This is a genomic window from Xanthobacter wiegelii (genome assembly GCF_043193855.2).
In the GTDB taxonomy this organism is placed as follows: Bacteria; Pseudomonadota; Alphaproteobacteria; order Rhizobiales; family Xanthobacteraceae; genus Xanthobacter; species Xanthobacter flavus_A.
On the sequence record NZ_JBAFUY020000003.1, the window covers coordinates 126601 to 144933 of the forward strand.

At 65.9% G+C, this 18333-nt stretch carries 23 protein-coding genes; 16 read left to right on the forward strand and 7 right to left on the reverse strand.

What is annotated here, in order from left to right; all coding sequences use genetic code 11:
* Nucleotides 1-21: 21 nt before the first annotated feature.
* The 3 genes from V5F63_RS26310 to V5F63_RS26320 are packed head-to-tail and all read left to right on the forward strand — an operon-like array spanning nt 22 to nt 1956.
* Nucleotides 22-510: a hypothetical protein gene (locus V5F63_RS26310; RefSeq protein ID WP_394015629.1), complete on the forward strand. Its 489-nt coding sequence runs from the start codon at nt 22-24 to the stop codon at nt 508-510.
* Nucleotides 507-1223, forward strand: coding sequence for a hypothetical protein (locus tag V5F63_RS26315; protein WP_394102827.1), 717 nt, complete (start codon nt 507-509; stop codon nt 1221-1223). The genes V5F63_RS26310 and V5F63_RS26315 overlap by 4 nt, the downstream gene beginning before the upstream one ends.
* 22 nt (nt 1224-1245) lie before the next feature.
* The gene (locus tag V5F63_RS26320; protein ID WP_394015631.1) at nt 1246-1956 is read left to right on the forward strand and encodes a hypothetical protein; all 711 of its coding nucleotides are present in this window, start codon (nt 1246-1248) and stop codon (nt 1954-1956) included.
* Between the two features lie 13 nt (nt 1957-1969).
* Here V5F63_RS26320 and V5F63_RS26325 read toward each other — a convergent pair whose 3' ends face one another.
* The 3 genes from V5F63_RS26325 to V5F63_RS26335 form a co-directional block, all read right to left on the reverse strand.
* Nucleotides 1970-2215, reverse strand: coding sequence for a hypothetical protein (locus tag V5F63_RS26325; RefSeq protein ID WP_394015632.1), 246 nt, complete (start codon nt 2213-2215; stop codon nt 1970-1972).
* A 29-nt stretch (nt 2216-2244) separates the two neighbouring features.
* The gene (locus V5F63_RS26330; RefSeq protein ID WP_394015633.1) at nt 2245-2871 is read right to left on the reverse strand and encodes an acyl-homoserine-lactone synthase; all 627 of its coding nucleotides are present in this window, start codon (nt 2869-2871) and stop codon (nt 2245-2247) included.
* Between the two features lie 97 nt (nt 2872-2968).
* Nucleotides 2969-3292: a WGR domain-containing protein gene (locus tag V5F63_RS26335; protein ID WP_246544811.1), complete on the reverse strand. Its 324-nt coding sequence runs from the start codon at nt 3290-3292 to the stop codon at nt 2969-2971.
* A 381-nt stretch (nt 3293-3673) separates the two neighbouring features.
* Between V5F63_RS26335 and V5F63_RS26340 the strand changes: the two genes are divergently transcribed.
* On the forward strand, nt 3674-3844 hold the full coding sequence (locus tag V5F63_RS26340; protein WP_213375234.1) for a hypothetical protein: 171 nt from the start codon (nt 3674-3676) through the stop codon (nt 3842-3844).
* Between the two features lie 38 nt (nt 3845-3882).
* Here the strand turns inward: V5F63_RS26340 and V5F63_RS26345 are convergent, their stop codons facing one another.
* From V5F63_RS26345 to V5F63_RS26355, 3 genes are read right to left on the reverse strand one after another with little or no spacing between them, the layout of a single operon-like run.
* A complete protein-coding gene (locus V5F63_RS26345; protein WP_213375232.1) occupies nt 3883-4137 on the reverse strand; it encodes a hypothetical protein in 255 nt (84 codons plus the stop codon).
* 26 nt (nt 4138-4163) lie between these two features.
* A complete protein-coding gene (locus V5F63_RS26350) occupies nt 4164-4583 on the reverse strand; it encodes a type II toxin-antitoxin system MqsA family antitoxin (protein ID WP_213375230.1) in 420 nt (139 codons plus the stop codon).
* 2 nt (nt 4584-4585) lie between these two features.
* Nucleotides 4586-4891, reverse strand: a complete 306-nt coding sequence (locus V5F63_RS26355; RefSeq protein ID WP_213375363.1) for a type II toxin-antitoxin system MqsR family toxin — start codon at nt 4889-4891, stop codon at nt 4586-4588.
* A 282-nt stretch (nt 4892-5173) separates the two neighbouring features.
* On the opposite strand from V5F63_RS26355, the gene V5F63_RS26360 reads away from it, so the two are divergent.
* Nucleotides 5174-6130 carry an ArdC family protein gene (locus V5F63_RS26360; RefSeq protein ID WP_394015634.1) on the forward strand — a complete coding sequence of 319 codons (957 nt, stop codon included), beginning with the start codon at nt 5174-5176 and terminating at the stop codon, nt 6128-6130.
* Nucleotides 6130-7056, forward strand: coding sequence for a hypothetical protein (locus tag V5F63_RS26365; RefSeq protein ID WP_394015635.1), 927 nt, complete (start codon nt 6130-6132; stop codon nt 7054-7056). The genes V5F63_RS26360 and V5F63_RS26365 overlap by 1 nt, the downstream gene beginning before the upstream one ends.
* Nucleotides 7057-7077: 21 nt before the next feature.
* Here the strand turns inward: V5F63_RS26365 and V5F63_RS26370 are convergent, their stop codons facing one another.
* Nucleotides 7078-7389: a transcriptional repressor TraM gene (locus V5F63_RS26370; protein ID WP_394015636.1), complete on the reverse strand. Its 312-nt coding sequence runs from the start codon at nt 7387-7389 to the stop codon at nt 7078-7080.
* A gap of 437 nt (nt 7390-7826) precedes the next feature.
* On the opposite strand from V5F63_RS26370, the gene V5F63_RS26375 reads away from it, so the two are divergent.
* The 10 genes from V5F63_RS26375 (at nt 7827) to V5F63_RS26420 (ending at nt 18324) form a co-directional block, all read left to right on the forward strand.
* Nucleotides 7827-9950: a ParB/RepB/Spo0J family partition protein gene (locus V5F63_RS26375; RefSeq protein ID WP_394015637.1), complete on the forward strand. Its 2124-nt coding sequence runs from the start codon at nt 7827-7829 to the stop codon at nt 9948-9950.
* Nucleotides 9951-10057: 107 nt separating this feature from the next.
* On the forward strand, nt 10058-10549 hold the full coding sequence (locus V5F63_RS26380; RefSeq protein ID WP_394015638.1) for a UCP036055 family protein: 492 nt from the start codon (nt 10058-10060) through the stop codon (nt 10547-10549).
* Nucleotides 10549-11121 (forward strand): DUF6878 family protein, encoded by a 573-nt coding sequence (locus tag V5F63_RS26385; protein WP_394015639.1) that lies wholly within the window; start codon nt 10549-10551, stop codon nt 11119-11121. The genes V5F63_RS26380 and V5F63_RS26385 overlap by 1 nt, the downstream gene beginning before the upstream one ends.
* Nucleotides 11122-11131: 10 nt before the next feature.
* Complete coding sequence (locus tag V5F63_RS26390; RefSeq protein WP_213375361.1) at nt 11132-11509, forward strand: DUF6915 family protein; 378 nt, start codon at nt 11132-11134, stop codon at nt 11507-11509.
* 2 nt (nt 11510-11511) lie between these two features.
* The gene (locus tag V5F63_RS26395; protein ID WP_213375218.1) at nt 11512-11706 is read left to right on the forward strand and encodes a hypothetical protein; all 195 of its coding nucleotides are present in this window, start codon (nt 11512-11514) and stop codon (nt 11704-11706) included.
* Nucleotides 11707-11818: 112 nt separating this feature from the next.
* A complete protein-coding gene (locus tag V5F63_RS26400; protein ID WP_394015640.1) occupies nt 11819-12565 on the forward strand; it encodes a hypothetical protein in 747 nt (248 codons plus the stop codon).
* Between the two features lie 72 nt (nt 12566-12637).
* Nucleotides 12638-12880 (forward strand): DUF6117 family protein, encoded by a 243-nt coding sequence (locus V5F63_RS26405; RefSeq protein ID WP_394015641.1) that lies wholly within the window; start codon nt 12638-12640, stop codon nt 12878-12880.
* A 150-nt stretch (nt 12881-13030) separates the two neighbouring features.
* Entirely contained in the window at nt 13031-13330 is a 300-nt protein-coding gene (locus V5F63_RS26410; RefSeq protein WP_394015642.1) for a DUF4326 domain-containing protein, read from the forward strand.
* 280 nt (nt 13331-13610) lie between these two features.
* Nucleotides 13611-13808, forward strand: a complete 198-nt coding sequence (locus V5F63_RS26415; protein ID WP_394015643.1) for a hypothetical protein — start codon at nt 13611-13613, stop codon at nt 13806-13808.
* 145 nt (nt 13809-13953) lie between these two features.
* Nucleotides 13954-18324 carry a strawberry notch-like NTP hydrolase domain-containing protein gene (locus tag V5F63_RS26420; protein WP_394015644.1) on the forward strand — a complete coding sequence of 1457 codons (4371 nt, stop codon included), beginning with the start codon at nt 13954-13956 and terminating at the stop codon, nt 18322-18324.
* The last annotated feature ends 9 nt before the right edge of the window (nt 18325-18333 follow it).

Below are 18333 nucleotides of genomic sequence, written 5' to 3' on the forward strand. Positions count from 1 at the left end.
GATCCAGGAGCGTGGCGTCCGATGTCCTATGCCGATCTCCAGCACGCGACGGCGGACACCGCCACCTATGCCGACATCTGGAAGGACGCCATCGAGGACAACAACCGCGCCTATCTCGCGCGCGGCGACACGCGCTACGCAAGCGCCAACGCCCCGGCGACCGAGGCGCATTTCGTTATCTGGAGCTCCAGGAAGTCAGTCGTGCTCAGCATCCTGAACACCGCGACCGGCTGCACGCTGAAAGAGGTCCAGGCGTCGGCGCGTGCCACGATAAAACTCTGTCCGCTGCGGATCGCCATCTATGAAGGCATTCAGGTTCGCACCCTCGACGGGGGAAGCGCCTGCTTCCTCGAGCTCGCGCCGGCCGCGGCGGGCGCACCCGTGGACCCCGCCCGAACCGTCGCCTACGCTGCCTATGATGTCGCGACGAAGACCGTGAAGACTGGCCTGGTCATCGACCATCAGGCCGTCGACGGCTGCTCGAACAACATCCCGCTGGGCGCGCCATGATCAAACGGCTGCGCGCCCGCCATCATCCCATGTCCGCTGACGGCGCGGTCAAGGCGACCCCTTGCGGGGCGCGGCTTGCGCCGCGGCCCGGACCGCCCCTGCGGCCATGCCATGCTGGCCGGCCATCTCAGCATCAGGAGGCTTCGATGCGTTCCTTTCTCGTCATCGCACTTGTCGGGCTTACCACCCTCTCAACGGCCGCCGTTGCGCAGGACCAGGGCTCCGGGGCCTGGCAGCCGATGACGTTCCACAATTTCCAGACGCCATCGAAAACCGACACCCTGCAGACGCTCGTCTGGCCGGACGTGATCCGCGAAGCGAATGCCTACGTCACCACCGAGCTCAAGCGACCGCTCAATGGCAAGAATGCCCTGGTGACGGCCCTGTCCTCGACCTATCGCGACGGGTCCCGCACGATCATTGTCAGCACCGCGCTCTCGCGCGATTGCGACAGCGGCGCGAACGACGCCGGCGCCGAGATCGAGCCATCGACCTGCCCGCTGCGCATCGTCACCATCGAGGACGGCAAGGTTCTCGCCATCAAGACGGCAACGGGCTGCTACGCGGATCACGCCGATCCGGACATCCCGGCGAAGAACCGCAATGACAATTCCTACACGCGCTTCGATCCGGCAGCCGGCACCATCGCCTTCCGGACCAATGTCGGCGGTCGCGACGTGCCCGGCTGCGCGCGGACCTATTCGATCAGGTGATTCCCTGCACCAGGAGGCGACCATGGGTAGACAGCTTGCCAGATTGATCACGACGCTCGCATTCGTTCCGATGTTGCTCGCGGCGGTGACAGGCCATGCGCTGGCGCAGAAAGGCCAATATTGCGAGCGCACCAATTATTCAGCCCAGGAGATCACCGACGCGGTGAGAAACTCCTCCCTGCGCGACGATCTCAAGGGGACGTCATGCTCGCTGGGTGGTCTCGGGCGTTTCGAATCCGGCGGCAACAAGGGCGTCTACAATGGCAGTTGCTGCACCGGAATCTTCCAGCTCAACAACGCCAATGTCCAGAAATATGCCGGCACGGATCGCGCCGGATACGGGTGCATGTCGCTGCAGGATCAGGTCGATGCCTGGGCCAGGCTGACGAATGCGGGCTACAACGCGCCGGCCGTGAAACAGCTGGCCTCGATGTCGACCTTCGACGGCCAGAAGGTGGACGCCAGTTTCATCGCGGCGTGTATCCAGCTTGGCACCGGCAACTGCCAGAAGATGGTAAATTCCGGGTCATGCTCAGGCTTCTCCGACATCAACGGGACGACGATCTGCGGTATGGCAAGCAACGCCCGCGCCATGGCTGATCCCAACTGCAAGGATGGACAGGCTGTCTGCGGACCGTCGGGACCTGGAGACTTCCCGACGTTGACGGGCTTCGCCGCCAACCCACCGACGGCAACCACCGCATCGATCATCGTCGCGCCGACCGACGTTTGATCGTCCGACTGGCTCAGTTCAGGTCGGGCGGATCCGGCAGAATATTTTTCCGGAATGCCGCGAGCTGCTCTTCAGTCGCGTCACACAGATCACCGCCACGATAGTGTGCGTAAACCAATGCCCAAAACACCACCTCGTCCGCCCTGCCGGCAAAGAGGGCCTTCTGCAACGTCCGTCCGATCAGCGCGACGGCGCGGGGCGGCTCGTAGCGAGAATGCAGTTCACTCGCGATGAGCTTCGTATCGGCGGTTCGGATCACGGCGCACCTCCTGATCTAAGAGAGTTGGGTTATGCCGCCGAAGGCAGTGATCCGGGGTCAGGGAGAACCGAGCCTTCGCAATGCCGCGCCTGCTGGATCGTCGTGAGGGTTTCCCGGTTGAATGACATGCGCAGCGCCACGACCTCGTCGCGGCCGATGCGCTTGGGAAAGCCGAGAGGGCGCACGAAGAACCGCAGCTGCATCGCGATCACCATCAGCCGCCAATCGATTGCCACGGTGACGGTATCCACGCGATGCGCCATGCCCCATTCGACCACGCCTTGCGCCAGCTCGAGGAATGGTCCGTTTGCGCTGGGGCGGAGCTCGCGATGACGGGGTGCCACGCAAAAGCGTGTCCATTCGAAGACGCGTGGCCCCCGCGGCGGCTTGCTCCGGCAAAGATCGGTCAGGACGTCGCTCAGCAAATGCGGGCGTGTCGTCGGAAGCAGTCTTTGGTAACCGACGATCTCATCGTCACGCAGGCAGACCTGATGAATCGCATGCGCGTCGTCGAAGCGGTCCCGTTCGAGCCCGTCCGGTTGGCGCAGGTCGCTCCAGCCTTTCTCTTCGACGAAGATGGCATGCCGGAAGCGGAAGACGCGCTCCATCAGATCGCCATGCTGCGCGATCTCGGAGCCAGGGATGAGCAAAAGCATGAGAAATTCCTCGGCTTGTTGGGTAACGAGCCGAGGAGTTCATGAATCAAGCGCGGCGGGTATGGTTAGAAATCACCATTGCGCACTGGCGCCGCGATCATTCGTGACGGCTATCGGGCAATCGAGTCGTGCCGTTCCCACCGTGGAGTGCGGGCGCGATCCGAAGCTGATAGCCGCGCCGAAGCTTGCGATCCAGCCACGTTCCAAGCGCCATGCGCGCATCTTCGCGCTGCGCGTAGAGTTCAGTGCGGCGTTGCCCAAAGCTCCCGATCCGCCCCCATTCGCGCACCATCGCCGTCTCCCCGAATAACGTCGGCTCGATCGACAGCACATAGTAACGCGCCATGTTCTGCGACGCGTCGATACGGTCGAGCACGAGAACCTGAAGCATTGATGGCGAGGGCCGATGATCGTCTAGCATGATGCACAGTCCCACGCGCGTGCGCGCATGGTCCAACGCAATGATTGAATCAGTTGCCCGTGATCGATTCGTTTTGGTGATGACGGTCGGCTCGGATCAGCCGACGTGACGGCCAGCAGGCTGCGGAGGCAGGGTACGGCCCGCTTCTGACAGAGTTCTGCGACCCCGGCACCCGGGGCTTCCACGGTGAGCCACCCCGCTCTCAATCAGCGCAATTCCTTGGTCTCGGCCATGGCCTTCTGCGATCAACCCGCCAGGGGTCCGCTATGCGCGCATGCGGCCTCTGCGGCTTCGCCTGCGAGGTGATCGCGGCCGTAATCCGGACGCTTCGGGCGCCTGTCGAGCGGGGATGGTCCCCGCCGCAAGACGGGAGCTGATACGATGTCGCAGAACCTCACCCTTGCTCAAGACCACGCCTGGAACCTCGCCAAGACCCTGATGGTCTGCATCACGCTCTTCGAGTCCGACGGCGGCTATGGCGTTCTCCCCTCGGACGAATTCGACGGCGACCCTGCCTCGGTCATTCACGAATATGATCCCTATGCGCGATGAGGCGCTCTCGACGCGGGGCCCCGGCGGGGTCCCCGCGGTCAGGGAATCTCGCTATCCGGTGGCAGCTCCGCCAATCCCTTGATCGCCTCTTTCAGGCGATGGCTACGATACGCGCTGTCGGCAAACCAGAGCTCGATCTCGGCAGGGTCGAGCGTATCGGCATAAGCCGATGTCGGCACTGGACATCCGGACTCCCGGATGGCGCGTATGTTGTGCTGGTAGCGCCGGATCCGCTCCTCCATCGGCAGCTCGGGTCCATGCTTCAGCAATTTGTCCTTCGGCCAGGTCGGCATGGCAGAGCTCCAAACATCCACTCCAGTCAGCGCAACTCGTCGGCCATCTCCGGATGGCGATCGAGCAGCTTGATCAGCTGGCTGGTCGGGCCGCTCGGCTCGACCAGCCCGCGCTCGTATTTGTCGAAGGCGTTCTCGCCGACCTTGAGCAACGCGCCAGCGTCACGCTGGGAGAGGTTCAGCTTGGTGCGCACACGCCGGATCGTCGCCGGCGACGGCGTGCCGTCAACCTGTTCCTTCAGCGTCCGCAGCGCCACGTCAACCACCGCCATGTCCTTGCCGACATGGATGCCGTCGCCCTCGCCGGCCGGATAATAGCCGGGCAGCTCGACCATGAGGCTCACGCCCTTATAGGCCACCACGAACGGCCGCACGCTGCGCGTCAGGATCTCGCCAGTTTCCGGCGCCGTCATGGTGTCGGGAAGCACCGTCTCTTTCATCGCCATGGTCATTTCTCCTTGAACGACATGACCGTGAACTCGGTGATGACGTCCGCCTGGAACTTCACATAGAGCGTCAATCCCCGCGCCGGCACATGATAGACGTCCTGCCAGACGCGATGATCGGCGAACGTTGTCATCGACTTGAAGAACATGCGCCGCTCGATGCCGATAATCGTCTCGACGATGCCACCACGATCGAATCCGAGCGCCGTCGCATCCCGCAGCGCCGATGTCGTCATCGCCAAGCGGTCGACCGACCCCAGTGCCAGTTTGATGGCCTCGAGATCATAGGTCGGCCGCCGCTTCTCCATGGTCGAAATATGCCACCATAAAGGTGGCAGTTCAAGGGCGCGTCCGATGGGGGTCGGACCCCGCTCTATGCCGCCGGCTGCACCGTCTCCACGCAGCCCCGTCCCGGGTCTGCGCCTGCGGTAACGATCGGTCGCGCGGCAGAGGCCAAGCCGCGGATCGCCGGGAAAGGATGGGCGCGGGAGGCAGGCCCTCCAGGAGAGCGAGAGGGTGGCCGGTCCGGCCGTGACGGGTCGAGGGACCAGCGAGAGTGGCTCGCGGCCGGCCCGTCGCGGAGACCCGCCATGGACCATGCAGCCACCCGCCGGCGCCCTGCCCCGAACCGGGCGTCACTCTACCAGGACATCACCGACCGCATCATCGCCGAATTGGAGGCCGGCCGCGTCCCCTGGGTCCAGCCCTGGTCCGCCGCCGCCGCCCCGCTGGCCATGCCGCGAAACGCCACGACGGGGCGAAAATACTCCGGTATCAACATCCTCATTCTCTGGCACACCGTCATCGAGCACGGCTTCAGCACCCAGCACTGGCTCACCTTCCGCCAGGCGCTCGGGCTCGGCGGCAGCGTGCGCAAGGGCGAGCATGGCACCACCGTCGTCTATGCCAGCCGCTTCACGCCGGGCGAGGACAATGCGCGCGACAGCCGGGACCGTGACGGGCGCGGCGGCATCCCCTTCCTGAAGCGCTTCACCGTCTTCAACGCCGACCAGTGCGACGGTCTCCCCGACACGCTGACGGCGCCGGTGCCCGCTGTTCCCGACGCCGTCGTGCCGCCGGCGATCGACGCCCTCATCAAGGCCAGCGGCGCCGATTTTCGTCTCGGCGGCGACCAGGCCTTTTACGACACCCGGCACGACTACATCCAAGTGCCACGTCCCGGCGCCTTCCACATCCCGATCAATTTCGCCCGCACCGCCGCCCATGAGCTGTCGCATTGGACGGGGGCACGGACGCGTCTCGGACGCGACCAGAGCGGGCAATTCGGCTCTAAGCCCTACTTCGTCGAGGAATGCGTGGCCGAGCTCTCGGCCGCCTTCGTCTGCGCGTCGATCGGCATCGTCCCGACCGTGCGCCATGCCGACTATCTCGGCGCCTGGTTGGACGTCGTTCGCGAGGACAATCGTGCCATCGTCCGCGCTGCCAGCGCCGCCTCCAAGGCAGCCGACTATCTACTGACCCTGCTTCCGGACGCTGATGGATTGGCAGACGAGGACGCGGACGGCGACAAGCAGGAGGCGGCGTGATGCGCGGCCCCCTGCCCGGACCCAAACCGACTGAGCCGTTCCGTGTCCTCAGCCTCGGCGCCGGCGTACAGTCGACCACCCTCGCCCTGATGGCCGCGCATGGTGAGCTGGGGCCCCGTCCCCACTGCGCCATCTTCGCGGACACCGGCTGGGAGCCACGCGCGGTCTACGATCATCTCGCCTGGCTCCGTTCGGAGGCGGTCCTGCCATTTCCGGTGCATGTGGTGGCGGCTGGCAATCTCCGCGACGATCTCCTGGACGGCGCCTGCGGCCTGCGGTGGGCTTCGATCCCCGCTTTCACCCGCACCGTGACGCCCGCGGGCTCCCCGATCGCCGTCTATGGCGAAGATGAGGATGGCGAAGACGTCCAGATCGGCGAGCGGGTCCTCGCGACCGATCTCGTCGACGTCGGCATGATCCGCCGCCAATGCACGTCAGAGTACAAGATCGTGCCCATCCGCAGGAAGGTCCGGGAGCTCGCAGGTCTCACCGGCCGACACTCGCCGAACCACGCTGTCGTCGAACAGTGGATCGGCATCTCGCTAGACGAAGTGGTCCGGATGAAGCCGAGCCGGGAAGCCTGGCAGGTCAATCGCTGGCCCCTGATCGAACAACGGATGGGCCGTTGGGATTGCCTGCGCTGGCTCGATCGGCACGGATATCCTCGACCGCCGAAGAGCAGCTGCATCGGGTGTCCGTTCCACAGCGACGCCATGTGGCGCGCTCTTCGCGACCACGACGCGGAAGGGTGGCGTGACGCGGTCACCGTCGACCGCGCGATTCGAACAGGCATGCGGGGCATGCGCGCCGAGCTCTACCTCCATCGTTCGGCCGTTCCGCTGGAGCAGGCGGATCTGTCGACCGCCGCCGACCGCGGTCAGCAGGATCTCTTCGCGAACGAATGCGAAGGCCTGTGCGGCGTCTGAGCCGATGATCTCAACTCCGCTTCAATGCGACGAAGCTAAATCACAGCAGGCCGATAATTCTTCCGCCGGCAACGCAATAACATGGCCGGCGGGAACAAATCCAAGTTCGTCACAGAGATCACGGAACGCGATCCGACGTGATTCTTTCTCGGCTTCGGCAGCGACACAGACTTGCACACGCTCGTTCTCGCACAGATCTGAAGGGCTGCAGATTGCGCAGTTCATCCGGTGCAGCGTGCGCTCCCACGCGACCAGCGCCATCAGATAGGCGCGGTGCGCGGCGACGGCGCGCTCCTCCAGGGAACCTGGCTCGGGTGCGGCAACCTTCGCCATATTTCAGGTCTCCCACTCCCAGGGCATGTGTCTGCGGTCCGCCCCCGCAAACATGCCCTCGACCACCCATGATCGGGGAGTTGGAAAACCGAGAGTACCCGGTCCCTACGACCTTTAGCACCCGGGGGCGCCTGGACATACGTCGCAGGCTCCCCGACCGCATGGTCAAGGAATCCGGCGCCGTAACGGCCGGCGCCAAACCGGTACTCTTGGGGTTTCCACGCCCCAGGGCGGCGCGTACCGCCCCGCAGTCTTCATACCGAGTCGGGGCGCTCGGTTCCAGATCGTTGTTCGGCCGTCAACATTTCCGTCGCGGGCGCCGGCCGGGCTGCGGCCGTTCGTGCCCGAGCCGAGAGCGAGAGAGGGGCCGGGTCACTTCGTGACGGATCAGGAGGCGGGGAGAGAGGCTCCCGGCCGGTCCGCCACGGAGAACGAACATGGCACCTGCCATCCAGAAGATCGTCCTGAACGGCGCCCGGGACATCGCCTTCAACAAGCTGATCCTGTCCCAGGCGAATGTTCGCCGGATCAAGGCCGGCGTGAGCGTCGAGGAACTGGCGGAGGATATCGCCCGCCGCAAGCTGTTGCAGAGCCTGAATGTCCGCCCCGTGCTCGACGAGGAGGGAACCGAGACCGGCATGTACGAGGTTCCCGCCGGCGGCCGCCGCTATCGTGCCCTCGAACTCCTCGTGAAGCAGAAGCGCCTCGCCAAGACTGCGTTGGTGCCCTGCGTCGTCGGGGACGCCTCGTCCGGCACCTCGGCGGAGGAGGATTCGCTTGCCGAGAACGTCCAGCGCCAGGCGCTCCACCCGCTCGACCAGTTCCGCAGCTTCAAGGCCCTGATCGACAAGGGCCTTAGCGAGGAGGAGATCGCCGCACGCTTCTTCGTGCCGGTCAATGTCGTCAAGCAGCGGCTGCGGCTCACGACCGTCTCGGAAAAGCTGCTCGAGGTCTATGCGGCCGAGGATATGACGCTGGAGCAGCTCACCGCGTTCAGCGTCTCCTCGGACCATGCCCGCCAGGAGCAGGTCTGGGACAGCCTGTCCCGTTCCTACAACAAGGAGGCCTATTACATCCGCAGGCTTCTCACCGAGAGCGCGGTGCGCGTCAGCGACCGTCGCGCTCAGTTCGTCGGCCTCGACGCCTATGAAGCCGCCGGCGGCGTGGTGATGCGTGATCTCTTCACCGACGATCATGGCGGCTGGCTGCAGGATCCGGCGCTTCTCGACCGGCTGGTCGACGACAAGCTCAAGGTGGAGGCGCAGGCCATCGCGAGCGAGGGTTGGAAATGGGTCTCGGCGGCACTCGACTTCAAGTACGGCTACGCGAACGGCCTGCGCCGTCTGGTTGGCGAACCGATCGACATGTCGACGGAGGAGCTTGCGGGCTACGAGGCGCTCAAGGCCGAGTTCGATGCGCTGAACGAGCAGTATGACAGCGCCGACGAGCTTCCCGACGAGGTCGACGAGCGCTTCGGCGAGTTGGAGACGGCGATCGCCGCCTTTGAGCTTCGCCCGCTTCGCTACGATACGGCCGAGATCGCGCGCGCCGGCGTGTTCGTCAGCATCGATGAGGATGGTGCGCTCGAGATCGAGCGTGGCTTCGTCAGGCCGGACGACGAGGTAGCCCCTGACGCCGATGCCGGCTCGGAGATCGGGGGCGACAACCCCGGTGCGGGCGTTCGTGCATCTACCTCGCAGGCGGCGATCACCGTCGGCGGCGAGCCCGCAGGCGAGAGCGGTGGCGCGGAGTCGGAACCGGAGGAGGACGCCCTCCGTCCGCTTTCCGAGCGTCTGATCATCGAGCTGACGGCGCATCGCACGCTGGCCCTGCGCGAGGCGGTCGGGGCGAACTTCGACACGGCCTTCCTCGCGGTGCTGCACGTGCTCGTGCTGAACGCCTTCTACCGCTATGCGTCGGACACCTGCGTCGAGATCACCGCCAAGAGCACCGGCTTCACGGCTCAGGCACCGGGCCTGAAGGACACGCCGTCCGCCAAGGCGATCGGCGAGCGGCACGAAGAATGGCAGAAGCACCTGCCGGAGAAGTCGGCAGACCTGTGGAATGCCCTGGTCGCTTTCGACGGCGACAGCCGCCAGGCGCTCTTCGCGTACTGCGCGTCGCTCTCGGTGAACGCCGTGCATGAGCCCTGGAACCGCAACAAGGACCGGCAGGCTCACGCCGATCATCTGGCGCGCGCCGTGACGCTGGACATGGCGGCAGTCGGCTGGGTTCCCACCGTCGAGAACTATCTCGGCCGCGTGCCCAAGGTCCGGATCCTCGAGGCGGTTCGCGAGGCGAAGGGCGAGCAGTCCGCCCAGCTCATCGACCACCTGAAGAAGGCCGACATGGCGGCGGAAGCCCAGCGCCTGCTCGCCGATTCCAGCTGGCTTCCCGAGCCGCTGCGCACGCGCGAGATGTCCGACGAGGAACTCGACGCATCGGCCGGCGACGCGGGCGACGAGGACCTGCCTGAATTCCTCGCCGGTGACATCGATGCCGACGAAGGCGCGGATGGCGATCCCGACGGCGAGCTCGAACACCTCGACGCGGCCGAGTGATCCGCTGACACGCCGGGGCGGCATCGGTCGCCCCGGCACTTTCTCACCCATCATCCCGCAGACGAGCCCGGCCCCGCGCCGGGCTTCGTCGTTTCTGGAGCCTCAGCATGTCCGCGAAAGCGATCTACGACACCGCCCCGCTTGGCGCCATCATCCGGTTCTCCGACGGCCGCCCGCGGCCACCCGCGCGTTTCACCAGGAAGCTCACAGCGTGGGAGCGGTCAAACGGCATCGGCCGGCTCATCCGCAAATCGCCGCCCTTCGTCACCGGCCGGCTTGCCAGTCCCGCCACCATTACCTTGCATGAGGGCGACATCAGCAGCGCCAATGTCGTGCTCGTCATCGTCCACCGTACCTATGGTGTCGACAGCGCCTTGCAGTTCGAGGTGATCGACGTTCCCAAGCCCGATAGCTGGCGCATCGTGCGGCCCTATGGCGAAGCCGTCGAGCTTCTCCATCTCGCCAATGACCGCGCCGCGGCCGACGCCTGGCTCAGGCAGAACCGCCACCCCCAGGCCCGCATCGAGCGGGTCGACGACCTCGGCGATGCATCCGCCGACGCCGACGCATCGGGGTCTCCGGCGCGGGAGGCCGTGTGATGGACTGGTACGCCGACTGCTCCTATCACGCTGAACGTAAGCGCCGGTTCCACGCGACGGCCCGAGCGCGCCTGCGCCAGCTCGTCGCTGAATTGCGGCTTCCTGCCGGCCGCTTCGATCTCCGCTCGAACCAGGGCGGCATCGCCGTCTCGGGCGAAATCACTCTCCATGGCGAGCAGATCTATGTGCAGGTCTGCCAGCCGGCGACGCTGTTCGACGCGCTCGCGGCCGCCGGCATCACCAGTGTCGCCGTCAATTTCGACGGCTATGGCGATAGTGGGCAGATCGAGAGCATCGACGCCCTCGCGGGAGCCGAGGCCGTCTCGCTTCCGGACACCCTGGTCGAAATAGCCGGGCTTGCGTGGGGTGAGCCGGAAGCCAGGACGCAGTTGCTGTCGCTGCGGGCCGCCATCGAGGAACTCGCCTACGACTTCCTCGGCCAGACCCATGGCGGATGGCCGGACGGCGACGGCGCCTATGGCGATTTCACATTCGACGTCGAACAGCGGTCGATCAGCCTCGACTACAACGAGCGCTACAGCGCCACCGAAAACTACGTCCACGAGTTCTGAGGAGGCGACGATGGCACATCCCTATCACCACGCCCTGTCCTCGGTGAAGAAATGGGGCGGAACGGTCGAGGACTATCTCGCAATTCATAGCTGGTTCGATGCATCGAAGCAGATCACCGCGGACTTTCGCCACCGCGCCTTGCGGCACCACGCCGAGGGCATCTTCATGGCGGAGACCATTTTCGGCACCACGATCACGCTCTCGACCGGCCGTGTGATCCCGACCCGCTGGGTCGGCGAACAGCACGTTCAGGAGGATCTCGGCTTCATCCCGTCCTTCGCCGATTGGGTTCGGACCATCCGCCCGGAGCCCTGGATGGGGCGCGCGCAGCGCCTTGAACTCCAGGTCGATCCCGCCCTGGCGGCAGCGAGCACGGAGGCGGCCTGATCATGTACGGCACTTATCTTCGGCTCGACATCACCGTTCATGCGAGCTGGCAAGCCGTCGTCCGCGCCGCGTCTCGCAAGCTCGCGCGACAAGCCCGGCACGATCCCGCCAAGCGTGCCCAGCGCAAGCAGTTCTATCGCGTGATGCTCGAACATCACCGCAACGCTCAGGAGCTCGTCCGCACATTCCGCCTGTGACGCGCTCGTCGTCCACCATCGCGATCCGTCGCATCCGCCGATGCGAACACGTCGTCCGTCCTTGCCGCTTCCCGGCCCTCGCGCCGGGCTTTTCATTTCAGGAGCAGACCTAATGGCTGACTATCACTCTCCCACGGTGATCCAACCGACCATCCCCAGTGCCGACATGACGGCGCTCGAGCGCTTGATCCTCGGCCACATCTTCGACACCGAGGCGGACGGAGACGGTCTGTACCTCTTCGCCGAGATCGGTCCGAGCGACAGCTTCGAGCTCCCGGTTCGAGACCTTCGGCGTGCGATCGCCGCCTCGGCCGACACCGAGAGTACCGTGAACGCCTATATCTCTGAAAGGATCGCGGCGCTCACCGATGACGACACCCATGTCGAGATCGACCTCAGCGGGATGTCGTGGGAATTCATCCTGCAGGACATCGTCCGGCGCTCGCCGACGCTCGACCATGTCACCGCCATCTCCGCCTTCACCTGCACCCGGATGCGTCCGGACGGTTTCGATGGCATGGCCGTCGTCATCACGGCTGACGCCATCCGTGGCAAATCCACCAACGACATCGTCGAGGACTTCCTTGGAGACGATGCGCATGATGCCCTCTATGCCGGCACGCATGTTCTTCTTCGTGTCCGCGAGCACGCGGTCAAGGAGCAGATTGCCGAGGCGATCGGGGCCGACCCCGATCTCACCTCGATCAACCCGGACGCGGTGACCGAGAGCGACATTCGCTCCGCCTGTCTCGATGTCGTCGCTTGCAGCGATCTGTCGGAAGAACAAGGCGCCGCCGAGTTTCGCGCGGCGGTCGCGGCCATTCGTGCCGCCGAGAGGCGCGATCAGGCGCCCGGCTGACCTCCCCTTCCCTGCTCACGCCTCCGTTTGCGCCCGGCCACTGTGCCGGGCTTTTGATTCAGGAGACCTGCCATGGCTATACCCGACCATGCACGCGCGAACTTCCAGACGCTCCTGCGGGCCGCCCGCGACGGAAACCTCGCTTTGCTGGAATGTGCTGACGCGGTGACCGGTGCGCCGCGATACGTGATCTGTGCCGTCGGTCGCGACGGCGCCGACTTCACGATGACCCCCTTTGGTCGTCTCGCCGATGCGGACCCCTACGACGCCTATCTGCCGCCTCTCGAACCGCCGGCGACATCGCCGTCGACCTGACGCGCCCGCAACAGGTCCTGTCTGGACGCCGCACTTTGCGGGTCAACGGACACGCCGTTTCCGCCCCGACCATGAGGTCGAGCGTGACCTGCAAAGCCTGGCTGCGTCCCGCCGACATGCCGTTGCAGCGCGGATCAGGAGGTGACGGCGATGTGCAAGGTTCTCAACAAGCACAAGGTCGGCGTCCCGCACGGCGCCATCTATATCGGCCGCGGGACAAAGTGGGGCAATCCATTCAGGATTGGCCCCGATGGCGATCGTGCGACCGTCATCGCGAAACATGAGCGCTGGCTGCATGACCAGCATCATCTTCTTCGAGCTCTCGACGAGCTTCGCGGTCACGATCTCGTCTGCTTCTGCGCGCCGGCAGCGTGCCATGGCGACCTCCTGCTGCGGCTCGCCAGCGCGACGCGCGAGGAGCGCATCGCCTGGTGGCGCCAGGCGGCCTAACGCCGCCGATTCATCATGTACCCATGGAGGCGTCCCCGCTGTTCCGGCGCGATCCGGCATAGTTCCGGTTACGGCATACCGTCTGTCCTGGCGGTCATCTTGCCCATGCCCCGTGTATGAGCCGTGGCCATCCCTTCCATTGCCACCTTGGTAGCGGTCTCGCCGGCTGTGTCGGTCAACCCGCGAGGGGTTCCCCTCGTCTACTCGGTGACCGCGCCGTCCAGCCCTCTCCTATGGCGTCATCGGGAATGACCCCGACCAATTTCAGAAAGACTGGATCATGAGCAGGACGACCATGCAGACGCCGCCGTACCATCCCTACGATATCGCAGTGTGGCCGGATGGGGCGTGGGCGACGCTCGGAGAGGTGTGGCGCGGCGAGTTCAGCCACCGATCCGACGACTTCGAAATTGTCCGTCTCGAAGATGTCGCGAGGCTGAAAGAGCTTGGCCTGGCTGATGACTTCGATGTTTCCTGACCCGCCGCGCGCTGGCCGCCGCCAAGTGCCGCGGCCAGGCGTGCCGACCCGAGAGTGAGAGAAAGGCCGGAACGGGGGGATCCGGCCGGGACTGAGAGAGAGCGACCGGCGGATTGCCCGTCCCAGCTCTCCCGGATCGTCCCACATGAACGGCCTTTCCCCCTCGTCTGCAGCAGGTGCCGCTGTATCTCCGGCTCCCGCCTCGTCCGCCCCATTGACTGCAGCCCAAATTCTTGCGGCCGCCGAGTTCCTTCTGCCAGAGCTCGCACGCGGGCGCCGCATCACCACCCCCATTCTCCGCAGTGCGATGGAGGCGGCCACCGGCGGCTCGGATTCGGATGGCAGGTGGCTCTGGCGCGACGCCTATGAGGCCTGCGAGGCCGCGCAGGTCCTGTTCCTGCGCAAGTATGGCCCGGCCATGCGCCGGCAGGCGGCAAAGCCCGCGGCGCTTCTCGCGATGCTCTCGCGCGTCGCGGCGCTGCTGCCGACCCAGACCCGTCGCTCCGAGGAAAGCCAGAGCTTTCAGCAGTTCTCGACGCCGATCGACCTCGGCTTCGTCGCGGCTGTTGCCGCTGGCGTCACGGACGGGGACGTCGTGCTCGAACCCTCGGCCGGCACCGGGCTCCTCGCCATTCTTGCGGAGCAGCCTGGCGTGAGCATGATGCTCAACGAGCTTGCCGCGACGCGCGCGGATCTGCTCGGGATGCTGTTTCCTTCGGTCACGGTCACGCACCACGATGCGGCCCAGATCGATGATCGGCTCGACGAGGGCAGTGGCCCCACCGTCGTCCTGATGAACCCGCCATTCTCCGTTGCCGCTCATGTCGATGGGACAGTGCGGGACGCCGCGTTCCAGCATCTCGTGTCTGCCTTCGCGAGGTTGAGGGACGGCGGCCGACTGGTCGCGATCACCGGAGCGAGCATGGCGCCGGATGCGCCACGGTGGCGCGACGGCTTCATCCGCCTCCAGGAACGTGGGCGCGTCGTGTTCTCCGCAGCCATTGACGGCCGCGTCTACGCGCCTCACGGCACGACGATCGAGACGAGGCTGACGGTCATCGACAAGGTGCCAGCCGAGGATGCGAGCGCGTTTCCGGTCTCGCCCGGTGCCGCGTCCGACGTCGGCATGCTGCTGGACTGGATCGCCGAGCGGCTGCCGAAGCGCGCGCCCATTGGGATGGCGGCGGCTCGCTCGTCCTCCCCGTCGATCGTCAGGCAGCCGCGCCAGATCCCATCGACCGCGTCGCGTCCACTTCGTTCGACCATGCTGCCGGCGCCTGACGAGCCGGTTGTCGAGCTCGCATACGAGACCGTGGATTGGGCGCCGACCGAGCGCGGCAGCCTCTCGGACGCGATCTATGAGGGCTACGCGCTGCAATCGATCCGGATTCCGGACGCGATGCCGCATCCGACCCTTCTGGTGCAATCGGCGGCAATGGCCTCGGTCGCGCCGCCCAAGCCGGCCTGTCGCCCGCGGCTCCCCGCGAAAGTGATCACCGAGGGCCTGCTCTCCGACGCGCAGCTGGAGAGCGTGATCTATGCCGGCGAGGCCCATGCGGGTCATCTCGCGGGGTCCTGGACGGTCGATGCGACCTATGACGTGGTCGCCGCGGCGCCAGACGATGCCGAGAACGCGGTTCGTTTCAGGCGCGGCTGGTTCCTCGGCGACGGGACGGGGGCCGGTAAGGGCCGCCAGGTCGCCGGCGTCCTGCTCGACAATTGGCTGCACGGCCGTCGGCGCGCCGTCTGGGTCTCGAAGTCGGACAAGCTGCTGGAAGATGCGCAGCGCGACTGGTCGGCCCTCGGCCAGGAACGTCTCCTGGTCACGCCACTGTCGCGGTTTCGCCAGGGCTCGGCGATCCGCCTCGACGAAGGCATCCTGTTCACCACCTACGCCACGATCCGCTCGCAGGAGCGCGAGGGTAAGGTCAGCCGCGTCCAGCAGATCGTCGACTGGCTCGGCAAGGACTTCGATGGCGTGATCGTGTTCGACGAGGCCCACGCCATGGCCAACGCCGCCGGCGGCAAGACCGAGCGCGGCGACCAGGCGGCCTCGCAGCAGGGCAAGGCCGGACTGCGGCTGCAGCACGCGTTGCCGGACGCCCGCATCCTCTACGTCTCGGCGACGGGCGCGACGACCGTCGAGAACCTGGCCTACGCCCAGCGCCTCGGCCTGTGGGGCGGCACCGACTTCCCCTTCGCCAATCGCGCGGAATTCGTCGCCGCCATCGAAGACGGTGGCGTCGCCGCGATGGAGGTGCTGGCGCGCGACCTGAAGGCGCTCGGGCTCTACGCCGCGCGGTCGCTCTCCTATGAGGGCGTCGAATATGAGCTCGTCGAGCATCAGCTCACCCCCGATCAGATCCGCATCTACGATGCTTATGCCGGCGCCTTCCAGATCATCCACAACAACCTGCGCGCGGCGATGGAAGCCTCGAACATCCGCTCGAGCAAGGGCACGCTCAATGGCCAGGCGATGTCGGCCGCGCTCTCGGCGTTTGAAAGTTCGAAGCAGCGCTTCTTTAGCCACCTCATTACCGCGATGAAAACCCCGAGCCTGATCGCTGCCGTCGATCAGGATCTCGCCGCTGGCCACGCGGCGGTTATTCAGATCGTGTCGACCGGCGAGGCTCTGCTCGAGCGACGGCTCGCCGAGATCCCGACCGAGGACTGGGGCGATATCCAGGTCGACGTGACGCCGAGGGAATACGTGCTGGACTATCTCCAGCATTCCTTTCCGACGCAGCTTTTTCAGCCTTTCACGGACAGCGAGGGCAATCTGTCGTCGCGGCCGGTCTTCGAGGATGGCCATCCGGTGCAATGCCGCGAGGCCGTGGCGCGCCGCGACCGGATGATCGAGCATCTCGCGGGGCTCGATCCCGTCCAGAGCGCACTCGATCAGATCATCCAGCGCTTCGGGACGGATATTGTCGCAGAGGTCACCGGCCGGTCCCGCCGTATCGTGCGCAAGGCCGGCAAGGACGGCCTCGATCGCCTTGCCGTCGAAAATCGCCCGGGCTCCGCAAACCTCGCCGAGACGCAGGCGTTCATGGACGACGACAAGCGCATCCTCGTCTTCTCCGATGCGGGCGGCACCGGCCGCAGCTACCACGCCGAACTCTCGGCGCGGAACCGGCGCCTGCGCGTCCACTACCTCCTCGAGGCCGGGTGGAAAGCCGACACGGCCATCCAGGGCCTCGGGCGGACGAACCGCACCAATCAGGCGCAGCCGCCTCTCTTCCGTCCGGTTGCGACCAATGTGAAGGCGGAAAAGCGCTTCCTGTCGACGATCGCGCGCCGGCTCGACACGCTCGGCGCCATCACCAAGGGCCAGCGCCAGACCGGCGGCCAGGGCCTGTTCCGCGCCGATGACAATCTCGAATCGGCTTACGCGAAAGCGGCGCTGCGGCAATTCTATCTGCGCCTCCTCACTGGCAAGATCGACGGGTGCTCGCTGCAGCAGTTCGAGAGCGCCACGGGCCTTTCGCTGACCGATAGCGACGGATCGATCCGGGAGGAGCTGCCGGCGATCACCACCTTCCTGAACCGTTTGCTCGCTCTGACCATCGGCACGCAAAACCTGCTCTTCGATGTCTTCGAGACCATCCTGGTGGCGAAGATCGAGGGGGCCATTGCCTCGGGTCACTACGACGCCGGCGTCGAGACCGTGCGGGCCGACAGCATGGTCGTCGCCAAGCGCCGCACCGTCTACGTCCATGACGCCTCCGGCGCCGAAACCCGCGTCTTCACGATCGCGCGGAAGGATCGCAACGAGCCGATGTCGCTCGACGAGGCGTTGCAGCGCGTTGCCGAGCGTGATGCCAGGCTGCTGATCAATGCCAAGTCGAACCGCGCCGCCGTCCAGGTTTCCGCTGCGAGCCTGATGCTCGACGACGGCGAGGTGGAGCGCCGCGTCCGCCTGCTGCGGCCGACGGAGCGGCATGCGATCGGCCTCGACGCGCTGTCGCAGACGCATTGGGAGGAAGCGGATCGCGAGAGCTTCGTTGCGGCCTGGTCTGCCGAGATCGCGGACCTGCCGGAGTTCACGACGTCGACGTTTCATGTCGTCACCGGCCTTCTGCTCCCGATCTGGAAGCGAATCCCCGACGAGACCTGCAAGGTCTACCGCCTGCAGACCGATGACGGCGAGCGCGTCATCGGCCGGCTGATTTCGCCGGCGGCACTCTCGACGCTCTATCGCAATCTTGGCCAGGATGGCGCGCCGACGCTCACCACAGGGGAAGCATGGGAGGCGGTCTCGGCCGGCCGCGCCGTCCTGCAACTTGCCGACGGGCTCCAGCTTCGCCGGGTGCGCGTGATGAACGATCATCGCATCGAGCTCACCGGGTTCACTGAGGGCATGCGGGACCGGCTCCGCGCGATGGGCCTTTTCAGCGAGATCATCGCCTGGAAGCTGCGCTTCTTCGTCCCGGTCGGCGTGTCGGGCTTCGATGTCGTTGGCCGGCTGCTGGATCGCCACCCGTTCACGACGGTCATCGACCGCGCGGCCGCTTGATCGGAGGCC

Coding starts and splice junctions, on each gene's coding strand:
- V5F63_RS26310 (WP_394015629.1), top strand. CDS start 22: ATGTCCTATGCCGATCTCCAGCACGCGACGGCGGACACCGCCACCTAT.
- V5F63_RS26315 (WP_394102827.1), top strand. CDS start 507: ATGATCAAACGGCTGCGCGCCCGCCATCATCCCATGTCCGCTGACGGC.
- V5F63_RS26320 (WP_394015631.1), top strand. CDS start 1,246: ATGGGTAGACAGCTTGCCAGATTGATCACGACGCTCGCATTCGTTCCG.
- V5F63_RS26330 (WP_394015633.1), bottom strand. CDS start 2,871: ATGCTTTTGCTCATCCCTGGCTCCGAGATCGCGCAGCATGGCGATCTG.
- V5F63_RS26335 (WP_246544811.1), bottom strand. CDS start 3,292: ATGCTAGACGATCATCGGCCCTCGCCATCAATGCTTCAGGTTCTCGTG.
- V5F63_RS26340 (WP_213375234.1), top strand. CDS start 3,674: ATGTCGCAGAACCTCACCCTTGCTCAAGACCACGCCTGGAACCTCGCC.
- V5F63_RS26345 (WP_213375232.1), bottom strand. CDS start 4,137: ATGCCGACCTGGCCGAAGGACAAATTGCTGAAGCATGGACCCGAGCTG.
- V5F63_RS26350 (WP_213375230.1), bottom strand. CDS start 4,583: ATGGCGATGAAAGAGACGGTGCTTCCCGACACCATGACGGCGCCGGAA.
- V5F63_RS26355 (WP_213375363.1), bottom strand. CDS start 4,891: ATGGAGAAGCGGCGGCCGACCTATGATCTCGAGGCCATCAAACTGGCA.
- V5F63_RS26360 (WP_394015634.1), top strand. CDS start 5,174: ATGGACCATGCAGCCACCCGCCGGCGCCCTGCCCCGAACCGGGCGTCA.
- V5F63_RS26365 (WP_394015635.1), top strand. CDS start 6,130: ATGCGCGGCCCCCTGCCCGGACCCAAACCGACTGAGCCGTTCCGTGTC.
- V5F63_RS26370 (WP_394015636.1), bottom strand. CDS start 7,389: ATGGCGAAGGTTGCCGCACCCGAGCCAGGTTCCCTGGAGGAGCGCGCC.
- V5F63_RS26375 (WP_394015637.1), top strand. CDS start 7,827: ATGGCACCTGCCATCCAGAAGATCGTCCTGAACGGCGCCCGGGACATC.
- V5F63_RS26380 (WP_394015638.1), top strand. CDS start 10,058: ATGTCCGCGAAAGCGATCTACGACACCGCCCCGCTTGGCGCCATCATC.
- V5F63_RS26385 (WP_394015639.1), top strand. CDS start 10,549: ATGGACTGGTACGCCGACTGCTCCTATCACGCTGAACGTAAGCGCCGG.
- V5F63_RS26390 (WP_213375361.1), top strand. CDS start 11,132: ATGGCACATCCCTATCACCACGCCCTGTCCTCGGTGAAGAAATGGGGC.
- V5F63_RS26395 (WP_213375218.1), top strand. CDS start 11,512: ATGTACGGCACTTATCTTCGGCTCGACATCACCGTTCATGCGAGCTGG.
- V5F63_RS26400 (WP_394015640.1), top strand. CDS start 11,819: ATGGCTGACTATCACTCTCCCACGGTGATCCAACCGACCATCCCCAGT.
- V5F63_RS26405 (WP_394015641.1), top strand. CDS start 12,638: ATGGCTATACCCGACCATGCACGCGCGAACTTCCAGACGCTCCTGCGG.
- V5F63_RS26410 (WP_394015642.1), top strand. CDS start 13,031: ATGTGCAAGGTTCTCAACAAGCACAAGGTCGGCGTCCCGCACGGCGCC.
- V5F63_RS26415 (WP_394015643.1), top strand. CDS start 13,611: ATGAGCAGGACGACCATGCAGACGCCGCCGTACCATCCCTACGATATC.
- V5F63_RS26420 (WP_394015644.1), top strand. CDS start 13,954: ATGAACGGCCTTTCCCCCTCGTCTGCAGCAGGTGCCGCTGTATCTCCG.